The organism is Funiculus sociatus GB2-C1, assembly GCF_039962115.1.
Classification (GTDB): Bacteria; Cyanobacteriota; Cyanobacteriia; order Cyanobacteriales; family FACHB-T130; genus Funiculus; species Funiculus sociatus.
Window position 1 is genome coordinate 96,825 of record NZ_JAMPKJ010000008.1, and the last position, 14,246, is coordinate 111,070.

Here is a 14,246-nt window from a genome sequence, read left to right on the forward strand (position 1 = left end):
TGCTTTTAAACAATTAGCAATTAGTTGATGACTAATAACCAACAATTAGGAAGAAGAATGACTGCTAAAGCTGACCGCCGCCTGCAAACTAACAATCCTCAACAGTTACTGACAAGTTTTTTTCAGAAGCAAGCTAAATATATTGTGCCGCCCCTGGTTGCACTAGCATTGTTTCTGCTAGTATGGCAACTCCTCTGCCCTCCCGGTTCTAAAGGTTTGCCAGGGCCAATCCAAGTGATTGGTGATACTTGGAACCCTTACATTATTAATCCTTTTTTCGATAATGGCGGTACAGATAAAGGTTTGGCATTGCAAATTTTAGCCAGCTTAGGAAGGGTAGCAATTGGTTTTTCTTTATCTGCGATAGTTGGCATAACTGTAGGTATTATAGTTGGGGCGAATGATTTTGCTTATCGGGCTGTAGACCCAATTTTCCAAGTGTTACGTACTATTCCCCCGTTGGCGTGGTTGCCTATATCTCTGGCAGCACTACAACAAAGCAACCCTTCAGCTATTTTCGTGATTTTTATTACCTCAGTATGGCCTATTATTATTAACACAACTGTAGGCGTACAGCAGCTACCACAAGACTACAGAAATGTCGCCAGAGTGTTGCGGCTATCTAAACAAAAGTATTTCTTGAAAATTCTACTTCCCGCAGCAGTTCCTTACATTTTTACGGGATTAAGAATTGGAATTGGTTTGTCTTGGTTGGCGATTGTTGCGGCTGAAATGTTGGTAGGCGGTGTGGGTATCGGCTTCTTTATCTGGGATGCCTACAACAATTCTTTGATGAGTCAAATTATCATCGCGCTTGTGTATGTCGGTATTGTTGGTCTGCTGCTAGATAGAATAGTGGCTTTTATCGCTTCAATGGTAGTTCCAGAAGAACAAAAATAGAGGGTTGGGGACTAGGGACTAGGGACTGGGGACTAGGGACTAGAGACTAGGTAAGAATTATCCCCAAGCCCCAATTCTCAATTCCCAATTCCCAATCCCCAATCCCCAATTCCCAGTCCCCAATCCCCAATCCCCAATCCCTATGTCTTTTGTAGAAATCGACCACGTAGACCGAATTTACCCACTTGCCAATGGTGGCACTTATGTAGCACTTAGGAATGTCGATTTAAAAATTAAACAGGGTGAGTTTATATCTTTAATTGGACACTCTGGCTGTGGCAAATCCACCTTATTAAATATGGTGGCTGGTTTAGATAAACCAACCAGAGGAGGTGTGATTTTAGAGGGGAAACAAATCACTTCGCCGGGGCCAGACCGGATGGTGGTCTTCCAAAATTATTCGTTGCTACCTTGGCTTTCTGTTCGGGAAAATATATCTCTAGCGGTAGATGAAGTATTTCAGAACAAGCCGAGAGGGGAGCGAAAAGGTATTGTAGAACATCACATTGATATGGTGGGGCTGCGGCAAGCGGCTGATAAACGACCGGGGCAGCTGTCGGGAGGGATGAAACAGCGGGTAGCGATCGCCCGCGCCCTCGCCCTGCGTCCAAAAGTGTTGTTGTTGGATGAACCTTTTGGGGCGCTGGATGCACTGACACGCGGCGGTTTGCAAGAAAAATTGATGCAAATTTGCGAGGAAAGCCACGTTACCTCAATTATGGTGACGCACGACGTGGATGAGGCGCTGTTGCTATCAGACCGAATTGTGATGCTGACCAACGGCCCGGAAGCGCATATCGGGCAAATTCTGGATGTGTCGATCCCCCGCCCCCGCAGGCGCATGGACGTGGTGAATCATCCCAGCTACTACGTGTTGCGAAACGAGATGATTTACTTCCTCAACCAGCAGAAAAAAGCCAAGAAGCGCCAGATCCAGGCACCTATGGCAATTTCCCGCAATGGGTTGGAGAAAGTAAATCTGGAAATTGGCTTTATTCCTTTAACTGACTGCGCCCCCTTGGTGGTGGCGAAGGAAAAAGGATTTTTTGCCAAACATGGGTTAGAGGAAGTCACCTTAAACCGCGAACCCAGCTGGAAAGCGATCGCAGAAGGTGTGGGGACGGGACGGCTGGATGCTGCCCAAATGGTCGCCGGAATGCCGATGTCAATGACTTTGGGTGGTGGGGGAAAGCCGCCAGTACCAATTTGTACAGCATTGACCTTATCCCGCAACGGCAACGCAATTACTTTAAGTAAGGAATTATACAATCAAGGCGTTCGTACTCTGGCAGACTTAAAAGGAGCGATCGCCCAAAATCCTGACAAAATTTACAATTTCGCGGTAGTGCATCCAGCCTCAATGCACAATCTGATGTTGCGTTCTTGGCTGGCTTCCGCTGGGATAGATCCAGATCGAGATGTCAACCTCACAGTGATTCCGCCCCCGCAAATGGTAGCCAACCTGAAAGCTGGAAATATTGATGGTTACTGCGTCGGCGAACCCTGGAACTCTCGCGCCGTTCAGGAAGGTTTAGGGTTTGTCATCACTACAGATATGCAGCTGTGGGCTGGACATCCGGAGAAGGTACTCGGATGCAAGGAAGAATGGGCAAATAAATACCCCCAAACCCACGTAGCTTTAATTAAAGCGCTGCTGGAAGCTTGCGAATACTGCGATGACCACCGCCATCGGGAAGAAGTTCTGAAATTACTTTGTAAGCCTGATTATGTAGGTGCTGCCGCCGAACATATTCGTCCCGGCTTTATTGACCCCTACGATCGCGGGACAGGCGAAGAACCTCAGATGATGTTGCGTTACAACCAGTTCTTTGTTGACAAGGCAAACTTCCCAGAACGGGAGGAAGGACTATGGGTGATGACTCAGCTGGCACGATGGGGGATTATTCCGTTCCCGAAAAACTGGTTAGACGTTACAGAACGGGTGCGGCGCGTGGACGTTTATGGGCAAGCGGCACGGGAATTAGGGCTGACAGACATTGGACGCGATCGCGAACCCATCAAAATGTTTGACGGAACAATTTTCAACCCCGACGACCCCCTGCAATACCTCAACAGCGTCAAAATTAAGCGCCCAATCACCATCGAAGAAATCAACATCGACCAATTAGTCATTAGTAAATAGCTAATGGCTGATGGCAAAAACAATAGTAATCCTTCATCCCCCATCCTTCTCATGCAAACTGTAAACAACAGCAACACCTCATCAGTCAGTCCGCAGCCGTCAGCCTTTAGTCCGGTAATTAACCGCGACCCGTATTTGGTAATTGAGAATGTCTCCAAAGTCTATCCTTCTGCCCAAGGGCCATGCACCGTTCTGGATGGGGTAAACCTCACCGTTTACGAAGGCGAATTTATCTGCCTGATTGGTCACTCTGGTTGTGGCAAATCCACACTGTTAAACATGGTGTCAGGTTTCAACAAGCCGACTCATGGGGAAGTGCGCCTGCAAACTGCGACAATTCGCGAACCAGGCCCAGATCGGATGATGGTGTTTCAAAACTATTGTCTCCTGCCCTGGATGACTGCCTTTGATAACGTATATTTGGCAGTAGATTCCGTCTTCCCAGACAAACCCCACAAAGAAAAAGTCGCCATCGTCAAAGAACATTTGGCGATGGTGGGACTCACCGAAGCCGCTGACAAAAAGCCAACGCAACTATCTGGGGGGATGAAACAGCGGGTAGCGATCGCCCGCGCCCTTTCCATACGCCCCAAAGTTCTGATTTTAGATGAGCCTTTCGGCGCATTAGATGCCATCACCAAAGAAGAATTACAAGAAGAACTCCTGACAATTTGGCGGGAACATCGGGTAACAGTCTTAATGATTACCCACGACATCGACGAAGCGCTGTTTCTAGCAGATCGGTTAGTAATGATGACCAACGGCCCAAAAGCTAAAATCGGCGAAATCTTGAATATTCCCTTCTCCCGTCCCCGCAACCGCGCCCAGATCATGGAAAATCCCGAATACTACAACTTGCGTAACTACGCCTTAGACTTCCTGTATAACCGATTTGCTCATGACGATGAATAGTCGGCTAATTGAAGGATTGCTAATAGCTAATAGCAATCCTTGCAGGAGTTGTAAATTCTCTTACTCTGCGCCCTCTGCGCCTCAGCAGTTCGTTTTTTTCATCAAACTAGGACTGCTTAGCCATTAGCAATAAACTATAGACTAATGACAACTGACACTACAAAAACCCTTTGCCCTTACTGCGGTGTTGGTTGCGGACTGGAGGTATCACCTCCAGCACAACCAGGTAAAGCAGTAAATAGGGATAGTCAAGGAACTCCCATCTGGAAAGTGCAGGGCGATCGCACTCACCCTTCCAGTCAGGGTATGGTGTGTGTCAAGGGTGCAACCGTTGCCGAGTCTCTGTCCAAAGACCGACTTCTGTATCCAATGGTGCGCGATTCCCTAGACGAACCCTTCCGCCGCGCCTCCTGGGAAGAAGCTTTAGATCGTGTGGCGAGTCGGATTAAAACCGTTCTCTCGACTCAAGGGCCAGAAGCCGTCTGTATGTATGGCTCTGGACAACTGCAAACAGAAGATTATTATGTTGCTCAGAAACTCCTGAAAGGGTGTCTGGGTACTAATAATTTTGACTCCAATTCTCGCCTCTGTATGTCCTCCGCCGTGGCGGGTTATTCTCAGAGCTTTGGAAGCGATGGCCCTCCCTGCTGCTACGAAGATTTAGATGTAACCGATTGTGCCTTTATCATCGGTAGCAACACGGCAGAATGTCACCCAATTATTTTTAACCGCCTGCGGAAACACCACAAGAAAAATCCCAAGGTGAAAATGATTGTGGTCGATCCCAGAAAAACCACCACAGCGGAAGCAGCAGATTTACACTTAGCGATAAAACCAGGGACTGATATCGATTTACTCAACGGTATCGCCCACCTGTTAATGCGTTGGGGCAGAATTGATACTTTTTTTATTGACGAATGCACCTCCAATTTTCCGGCTTATGCTGAGGTGATTCAGCACTATCCGCCGGAAGTTGTCGCCAAACGCTGCGGCATATCCGTAAAAGAACTGGAAACAGCTGCTCGCTACTGGGCTGATTCTGAGCGGGTGCTGTCTATGTGGTCGATGGGCGTGAATCAGTCTTCGGAAGGGACTGCCAAGGTACGGACTATTATTAATCTACATCTGATGACCGCTCAGATTGGTAAACCGGGGAGCGGCCCTTTTTCCCTGACAGGTCAGCCAAACGCGATGGGCGGACGAGAAACTGGGGGACTTTCCCACATCCTACCAGGCTATAGAGTGGTAAAAAATCCCCAACATCGCGCGGAATTAGAAGAATTTTGGCAACTTCCCGCCGGACAGATTTCGCCTGTTCCAGGTTTGGCGGCGTGGGACATCATCACGGGTCTAGAAACTGGTGATGTCGGAATGCTCTGGATTGTAGCAACTAACCCGGCTGTGAGTTTACCCGATTTGGAACGTTCTAAGGCAGCGTTAATGCGATCGCCTTTTACGGTATACCAAGACGCATATTACCCCACCGAAACTGCCGAATTTGCTCACGTCTTGCTTCCGGCGGCGCAGTGGAGCGAAAAAACTGGGACAATGACTAACTCTGAGCGAGTTGTCACTTTATGTAAGGCGTTTCGTACTCCTCCCGGTGAAGCGAAAGCCGATTGGAAAATCTTTGTGGAAGTAGCACTGCGACTGGGCTTCGGCGACAAATTTCCTTACTCTACCTCAGCTGAAGTTTACGACGAATATGCTCAGGTAACACGCGATCGCGTCTGCGATATGAGTGGCATCAGTCACGCACGACTAGCAGCGCAAGGCCCGCTACAATGGCCCCTCCCAAAGGAAAAGGAATCTAGACTCCCGGCTGTGAAGCGATTGTATACAGATGGCCGCTTTCCTTCGCCTGATGGACGGGCGCGTTTTGGGGCATACCATTCACGCGGTTTGGCAGAACCACCAGATCCAGACTATCCCTATGTCCTAACTACAGGCAGACTTTACGGCCATTGGCACACCCAAACCCGCACGGGACGGATTGATAAAATCAAGCAGATGCACCCGAATCCATTTATTGAGATTCATCCCCGCGATGCTGCCAATTTAGATGTTCAGGAGAATGATTTGGTGGAAGTGCGAACTCGTCGTGGCACATCTCGTTTTCCAGCTAAAGTAACAAAAGCAATTTCCCCCGGAACTGTCTTTGTCCCAATGCACTGGGGCGCACTTTGGGCAGACAAAGCAGAAGCTAATGCCCTAACTCATCACATATCCTGTCCCGACTCGCTGCAACCAGAATTAAAGGCTTGTGCGGTGCAACTTGTACCTGTTGCTGCCGAAAAATCTGAGGGAGGTTATTTGCGTTGTGACACTAAATCTCCGGCTTTTTCTTCACGAGTTTAGCTTGCCAGAAATTTGTGAAAAATTAGTCCTTTTTGGTGGAACGAACCGCCGAGGCGCTGAGGGCGCTGAGTCAGAGAAGCACACATCCAAAGAGAGTTTTAGCAATCTTCCAAAAGAAAGAGTTAAAAAATTATAAATATTTCAAAAGGTGGGGTTCTGGGTAAATAGGCATCTTCTGTAACAAAGTCTACCGATTCCTGGCATAAGAGGGCATAAGGTTAGATAAAAATCTGGCTAGATTGTCCAATAAATAGCTGTTGAGGCGAGTCGTGCGCTCGCTACAGACATAATATGCAACGAGGCTAAAACTTATGACGGAAGCAACCGAAGTACCAGGAAAGGTAGGTAAAGCTCAGGTGGAAGCGAACGGCTCCCCAGCAACCGTCGAATCATCTGAAAATTTGACAAATGCAGGCGAAGCAACACCAACCCAAAACAAATTTGAAAGGATTAAATCCGAAAAAGATGGTCTGGTATTAAAGCAAGAACTAGACTATTTAGCAGAGATTGGCTGGGAAGCGATGGAAGAAGCCGATAGAGACTATCGGTTGCGAGTTTTGGGTTTATTTTACCGCACGGTGACACCAGGCAAATTTATGCTGCGGATGCGGCTGGCGAATGGGATTTTAAGTGCTTACCAAATGCGGGTTTTGGCTGAAATTGTGCAGCATTACGGAGATGAGGGAAACGCCGATATCACCACACGGCAAAATATTCAACTGCGACAGATACGTCTTGAAGATGTACCAGACATCTACCGAAAATTAGAACAAGCTGGATTAACATCGGTTCAGTCTGGCGTGGACAATGTTCGCAATATTACGGGTTCACCTTTAGCAGGAATCGATCCAGATGAATTGGTCGATACGCGGGGATTGTGTCGCATGGTGCAGGACATGATCACTAATATGGGCAAAGGGAATCCAGAGTTTACGAATTTGCCAAGAAAATTTAATATTGCGATCGCAGGTTGTCGTGACAATTCAGTTCACGCCGAACTTAACGATATTGGTTTCATCCCAGCTTACAAAAACGACACCATCGGCTTTAATGTCATCGTCGGCGGGATGTTCTCGCCCAAACGTTACGAAGCTTCAGTTCCCATGAATGCTTGGGTTCCACCAGAAGACGTGGTGGCTTTGAGTCGAGCCATTTTAGAAGTTTATCGCGACCACGGACTTCGGGCAAATCGGCAAAAGTCGCGGCTGATGTATCTAATTGATAAATGGGGAATTGAGAAGTTTAGAGAAGAGGTAGAAAAACGCTTTGGTGAAGTTGGCGGAACTATACCTTTACAATCGGCTGCTGAAAAAGATGAATTCCTATGGGAAAAGAAAGATTACATCGGAGTTTATAAACAGAAGCAACCTGGATTAAACTTTGTGGGTTTACATATTCCCGTCGGTCGGATGTATGCCCAAGATATGTTTGACTTAGCCAGAATTGCCGAAGTGTATGGCAGTGGTGAAATTCGCTTTACAGTCGAGCAAAATTTGATTATTCCCAATATTCCCGATACTCGTATGGAAGCGTTTTTAAAAGAACCACTTTTAGAACGTTTTTCATTCGATCCAGAAAACTTGATGCGCGGGTTAGTTTCCTGCACAGGAAGTCAATTCTGCGGCTTTGCACTAATAGAAACTAAGAACCGCGCTTTGGCTTTTGTTAAAGCATTGGAAGCAGAATTAACTTTACCTCAACCAATACGAATTCACTGGACGGGATGCCCCAATTCCTGCGGTCAACCGCAAGTGGCAGATATTGGGTTGATGGGAACAAAGGGACGCAAAAATGGCAAAGTCGTCGAAGCCGTGGATATCTGGATGGGCGGAAAAGTCGGCTATGAAGCTGAACTTGGTAGCCGGGTGATGAAATCGATTCCCTGCGACGATCTTAAGCCAGTGCTGCGAGATTTACTGGTTGAACACTTTGGGGCAAAACCTAAGCAGTCATTAGTTCTTAGTCATTAGTTTGTTGCTAATGGGTAATAGGTAATTCTTAACTGCCATTAGCCATTAGCAAATGACTAATTACCAATAACAAATAACTAATAATATGAGTGATTTAATCAAAACGCTCTGCCCTTACTGTGGTGTTGGGTGTGGTTTAGAAGTTTCGCCGCCAGCCCAAGCTAATCGGGAAACGAATCGAGATAGTAAAGGCAATCCTGTCTGGAAAGTTCGGGGCGATCGCGCTCATCCTTCGAGTCAGGGTATGGTATGTGTCAAAGGAGCCACAGTTACAGAGTCCATCAGTAAAGACCGACTGATGTATCCAATGATGCGCGATTCCCTGGATGAACCTTTCCGTCGCGCCTCTTGGGACGAAGCCTTAGATGCGATCGCAAGCCGCATTAAAACTGTGCGTGACACCTCTGGTGCAGATGCAATCTGCCTCTATGGTTCCGGTCAATTCCTCACGGAAGATTATTATCTTGCCCAAAAACTTTTTAAAGGTATTTTGGGTACTAATAACTTTGATACCAACTCGCGTCTGTGTATGTCTTCCGCCACAGCCGGGTATTATTACAGCTTAGGTTCAGACGGCCCCCCCTGTTGCTACGAAGACCTGGAATTAACAGATTGTGCCTTTATCATCGGTTCCAATGCGGCAGAATGTCACCCGATTATCTTTAACCGACTGCGGAAACACCACAAACAAAACAATAATGTCAAAATGATTGTGGTCGATCCGCGCCGCACTACCACAGCTGAGGCCGCAGATTTGCATCTGGCAATTCGACCAGGTACAGACATCGATCTACTCAATGGTATTGCTTATCTGCTGCTGCGCTGGAACCGCCTCAACATCGAATTTATAGACGAATGCACCACAGGTTTTCCATCCTACACTGAGGTAATTCAGCAGTATCCGCCGGAAGTTGTCTCTGAACGATGCGGTATTTCCATCCATGACTTGATAACAGCCGCAAAAGCTTGGGCTGAATCGAAGCGTGTGCTGTCTATGTGGACAATGGGTTTAAACCAGTCTTCAGAAGGTACCGCCAAAGTGTGCAGTCTGATCAATTTGCACCTCATGACTGGTCAAATTGGCTTTCCCGGAAGCGGCCCTTTTTCGCTGACAGGTCAGCCGAACGCGATGGGAGGAAGGGAAGTTGGCGGTTTGGCTCATCTTTTGCCAGGGTATCGTTTGGTGAAGAATGAGCAGCACAGAACTGAAGTTGAGCAGTTTTGGGGATTACAACCTGGGCAAATTTCGCCAGTTCCCGGCCGCAGCGCTTGGGAAATTATTACTGGACTAGAGGCGGGAGAAGTAGAATTTTTGTGGATTGCGGCGACTAACCCAGCGGTGAGTATGCCGGATTTGGAACGGACAAAAGCCGCCCTTAAGACTTCGCCTTTTACTGTCTATCAAGACGCTTACTATCCCACAGAAACTGCCGAATTTGCTCACGTTTTGTTACCAGCAGCGCAGTGGGGCGAAAAAACTGGAACGATGACCAATTCTGAGCGAGTAGTAACGCTTTGTCCAGCTTTCCGTCCGCCAGTAGGACAGGCGAGAGCAGATTGGGAAATCTTTGCAGAAGTCGGTCGTCGCTTGGGATTTGCTGAACACTTTGCTTTTACTTCTTCAGCAGAAGTTTATGCGGAATTTGTGCAGTTGACACGCGATCGCGTCTGCGAACAAACTGGCATCAGTCATGCACGACTAGCAGCACAAGGCCCTATACAATGGCCCGAACCGGACAAAAAAGAACCCAAATCTTTACCAAGCACGGTAAAAAGGCTGTATACAAATTTCCGTTTTTCCACGCCTGATGGAAGGGCGCGTTTTGTTGCCCATCATTCGCGGGGTTTAGCAGAACCACCAGATCCAGACTATCCCTTTGTCCTCACGACTGGCAGACTTTACGGACATTGGCACACTCAAACCCGCACTGGACGCATTGAGAAAATTTCCCAGATGCACCCGAATCCGTTTATTGAGATTCATCCGCGCGATGCTACAAAGCTGGGTATTCAGGAGAACGATTTGCTGGAAGTCCGAAGTCGTCGCGGTACATCCCGATTTCCAGCCAAAGTCACAAAGACAATTTCCCCCGGAACTGTCTTTGTCCCCATACACTGGGGCTATCTTTGGGCAGACAAGGCAGAAGCCAACGCCCTTACCCATCCAGTCTCTTGTCCTCAATCCCTGCAACCAGAGTTAAAAGCCTGTGCGGTGCAACTTGTACCCGTTGCTACCCAGATGGATTCATCTGAATATCTGCCGTCAAACGCTTACTCTGAGACTTTTTCTCCACCAATTTCGGTTTGAGGAATCTTTTACCTCCGCAACCCCTCCGCAATGGAGGGAAGGATGGCATCAAAATAAAAACGCTAGGGCAGGTGGAAGATATGAGTTAACAAAAACATCAAAATAGTGGCAACTTTTCTATTATCTCAAGATTAATTGTAAGTTAAGCTCTGGGAACGGATGCTGTTGGTATCCTATAACCCTAATTAGTTCCTGGGGAGTGGTTGGGTGAGAAGGAAACCTAAGGAATTCATGAGTGCTGTTAGGTTTCACGTTGTTCAACCATTCTCTAGGTAGGGTTGGGATTTTTAGCTTTCAGTGAACTGTATTGGATTATAAATTAGGCGATTTTTAGGGACGCGATCGCTTCGGACGCGCCAACGTGTGGTAACACAAATTGGGCTTTTTGGGTTGTATAGCACAACGCATTAGGCACTTTTTGCATCCAATGGTTGCGTAAATTGCAATACTGGATTAACTAATAATTATAAAAATAGATTCAATTATCAAAATAAAAGAGATTTAAAAATAAATTGAACTTTGGTAACAGAGTATACGAAAATCCTAGACAAACCTAATTAATCTAACAGGAAAGCCCTCTCCCGAACAAAATGAAATTAATTACCTGCATTTCAGCTCAAATCCCTAAAGAAAAATTTGATATTGAACAATTAAAGAAAGCCTAAGCATTCAAAATTAGTTTTCGGGTAAACAAAAACTTTGTTTTGACTAAGTTGTGTGAGAGGAAGATTGTTGTACTTTTTTTTAAAAAAGGAGATTTTTAAATGTCTGGAGTCTGGTCATTTAGCGGTCGATACCGCATCTTACACTTAACCTGGTTTGCTTTCTTTCTGACATTTGTGGTTTGGTTTAACTTTGCCCCATTTGCCACAGCAGTAAAAGCAGACTTCGGTTTAACGGAACCACAACTTAGAACTTTGGCTATTTGTAATGTCGCTCTCACAGTTCCAGCCAGAATTATTGTGGGGATGATATTAGATCGCTTTGGCCCTCGGATTACCTATTCATGCCTGCTAGTTTATGCTGCCATACCTTGTTTAGCGTTTGCCTTGGCACAGAACTTTGAACAATTAGTTTATAGCCGCTTAGCATTGAGTATTGTCGGGTGTGGCTTTGTGATTGGTATCCGAATGGTGGCGGAGTGGTTTCCTGCCAAAGAAATTGGCTTAGCGGAAGGTATTTATGGCGGCTGGGGTAACTTTGGGTCGGCGGGTGCTGCGTTCACTTTACCGACTATTGCCGCCGCCGTCGCCTTTTTAAGTGCGGGTCAAGTTAACTGGCGGTTTGCGATCGCACTCACCGGAATTGTTTCTGCTATCTACGGGGTAATTTATTACTTTAACGTCCAAAATACACCTCCCGGCAAAGTTTACGAGCGCCCAGAAAGCAGCGCGGGGATGGAAGTCACAACCCAGAAAGATTTCTGGTTTATGATGCTGATGAACATTCCCTTAGTGGGAGTTTTGGGCTTAATTGCTTGGCGTTTAAATCGAGTTGACTTCATCAACACTACGCAACTGTATACCGCTTGGTTTCTGCTGGTCTGCTTATATGCGTTCCAGGCTTACAATTGCTGGAAAGCCAATAAGAATTTGATGAATGGTACAAAACGATATCCCGCTGAAGAACGCTACAAATTTTCTCAAGTAGCTAATTTAGAATTGGCTTACCTCGCTTGTTTTGGTTCTGAGCTTGCAGTTGTTTCCATGCTGCCTACATTTTTTCAAAGAAGCTTTGGCTTAACTGCGGCGATCGCTGGGGCAGTTGCTGGAACTTACGCATTTATGAACTTAGTAGCTCGTCCGGGAGGTGGCTTGATTTCTGACAAAATCGGCAGCCGGAAATGGACGCTGGCGGCGACACTGGCAGGAACTGGAACTGGGTATTTAGTATTTAGCAGTTTGGGTGGTAATATACCGCTTTTGGTTGTAGTAATTATGACCATGACTGCTTCCTTCTTTGTAATGGCAGCAGAAGGGGCAACTTACGCGATTGTCCCGCTGATTAAGCGGCGAGTGACGGGACAAATTGCTGGTAACGTCGGTGCTTACGGCAATGTGGGGGCGGTGATTTTCCTCACTGTATATAGCTTGTTACCTCAAGGTGCTGCGGGCGATCGCATCTTTTTCCAGATGCTAGGCTTAGTTGGCTTAATTGCAGCTAGTTTTTGTGCATTCTTCCTCAAAGAACCGGAAGGCTCTCATGAAGGTGAAGAAGCAGAAGTTTTATCTCCAAAAACTGAAGTTTTTTCCCACGAACAGGAACGACATTAATTTCAACTACTACCAAATACAGCCACACCCTACAAGGGTGTGGCTACACAAACAAAGCCCGCGAAAGCGGGCTTTATACGCGAGCGCCAAGATTAAGCGAAGAGAGCGCAGGCTCTCGCGTACAGTCGTCGGGCTTCAGTCTTATTTTTCTAAAAGTGGAAGGCTATCAAGGGATTAGTTTTGGGTAGTTTGCTTCCACAACTTCTCCAAAACCTCTATTTTCTGATTGAGAGCCGTAGCGCGATGAAGGCAATACTTGTCATACAACAATATTCCTACACAAGCGCCACTAGGAATAAGATAGGTAAGCCAGAGAAGAATATTTGCAAGTGACTCTTGCTCTTGGGGAGTGAGCATTTGCAAGTTAATAGTGACAGTAGATGATTTTAGGCTTTCAGGTGTTTGGTTGGGAGCCGAGGCGCGATCGCTAGTCTTTTCCACCTCGCACAGCAAACGCTCTCCCTGTTTTACACAGGATAAATGCTGTACCTGTTCTGCATCTAAAAGCGGCTCTCCGCTAGCCGCAAATGCGCCTGTCGCAGAAGCAAGCAATCCCGAAGCCACTAAACACGCAGCTAGAAAATTAAATTTGAATTTTCTAACTGATTGAACGCCCGTTGGACTGTTTGACAAGCTGGAAGCGCTAAACCGTGCCTGTGTTTTACCTAAAACCATTTTCCCTGCCTTCCCCGCTGCACAAATTTTAAAAGTATTTTGTAGTCATTGATACTATTGTACATTTCTGGGACAAGACATTCATCACCAGATCAGGTCAATTTTGGAATTGTCCCGATCTGAAAGGCTTGCTAACAATACATCTCGGTTAGTGATGAAAAGGCTAGGTGGGAGCGAGTCTTAACCCAGTATTGGGGTTGAGAAGCGATCGCGTCTGTGGAAAGTGCCGTTTGAGCTAACCAGGATGCCAAACTTGCATCTGGGTTATGTCATCTATTTTTAACTTCAGCGCTAAAAGCTACTTTCAATACATTTTCACTTTTACTGCTTGGGTAGGTTTAATTGTCTAGAGATTTGAAAAAGGCCATTCATTATTTCAGAGGATGTCTGAAAAGTCATAACCGAGACGCTTAGACGGTGGAGATCCCCCTTGCATCCCCCTGAAAAAGGGGGACTAAGACTTGATTCTCCCCCCAATTCATTGGGGGGTTGGGGGATCAAGCTAACTTTTGACACTTCTGGGACATCCTCTCAACTGTCTGGGGAGAAACAGCGGATTTCTTCTCAAAGAACCCCAGATAGTTAATTAGGAAGATTTCCTGGACGATGCAGCAATAATCGGGCATTAGCAATTTTTCCCCTCGTTCTTTGTCTCCAACTACAAACGAGAAACTCTTTTGATTCGATGGCTACTAAAATTGAGGATA

General features: G+C 46.5%; 8 protein-coding genes. 7 read left to right on the top strand and 1 reads right to left on the bottom strand.

Features of this window, described 5'->3' with window-relative positions; translation table 11 throughout:
- Positions 1-57: 57 nt before the first annotated feature.
- From ntrB to NDI42_RS06230, 7 genes are all read left to right on the top strand, one after another.
- Positions 58-900, top strand: a complete 843-nt coding sequence (gene ntrB, locus NDI42_RS06200; protein WP_190421137.1) for a nitrate ABC transporter permease — start codon at positions 58-60, stop codon at positions 898-900.
- A 142-nt stretch (positions 901-1,042) separates the two neighbouring features.
- Complete coding sequence (locus NDI42_RS06205; RefSeq protein WP_190460344.1) at positions 1,043-3,043, top strand: ABC transporter ATP-binding/substrate-binding protein; 2,001 nt, start codon at positions 1,043-1,045, stop codon at positions 3,041-3,043.
- A 51-nt stretch (positions 3,044-3,094) separates the two neighbouring features.
- On the top strand, positions 3,095-3,955 hold the full coding sequence (locus NDI42_RS06210) for a nitrate ABC transporter ATP-binding protein (RefSeq protein WP_190421044.1): 861 nt from the start codon (positions 3,095-3,097) through the stop codon (positions 3,953-3,955).
- Between the two features lie 144 nt (positions 3,956-4,099).
- A complete protein-coding gene (locus NDI42_RS06215; protein WP_190460346.1) occupies positions 4,100-6,313 on the top strand; it encodes a molybdopterin oxidoreductase family protein in 2,214 nt (737 codons plus the stop codon).
- Positions 6,314-6,624: 311 nt separating this feature from the next.
- Positions 6,625-8,283 (top strand): ferredoxin--nitrite reductase, encoded by a 1,659-nt coding sequence (locus NDI42_RS06220; protein WP_190460348.1) that lies wholly within the window; start codon positions 6,625-6,627, stop codon positions 8,281-8,283.
- 85 nt (positions 8,284-8,368) lie between these two features.
- Positions 8,369-10,591, top strand: coding sequence for a molybdopterin oxidoreductase family protein (locus NDI42_RS06225; RefSeq protein ID WP_190460349.1), 2,223 nt, complete (start codon positions 8,369-8,371; stop codon positions 10,589-10,591).
- Positions 10,592-11,355: 764 nt separating this feature from the next.
- Positions 11,356-12,864 carry a NarK family nitrate/nitrite MFS transporter gene (locus tag NDI42_RS06230; RefSeq protein WP_190460351.1) on the top strand — a complete coding sequence of 503 codons (1,509 nt, stop codon included), beginning with the start codon at positions 11,356-11,358 and terminating at the stop codon, positions 12,862-12,864.
- Between the two features lie 174 nt (positions 12,865-13,038).
- Here NDI42_RS06230 and NDI42_RS06235 read toward each other — a convergent pair whose 3' ends face one another.
- Complete coding sequence (locus NDI42_RS06235; RefSeq protein WP_190460353.1) at positions 13,039-13,539, bottom strand: hypothetical protein; 501 nt, start codon at positions 13,537-13,539, stop codon at positions 13,039-13,041.
- Between the last annotated feature and the right edge of the window lie 707 nt (positions 13,540-14,246).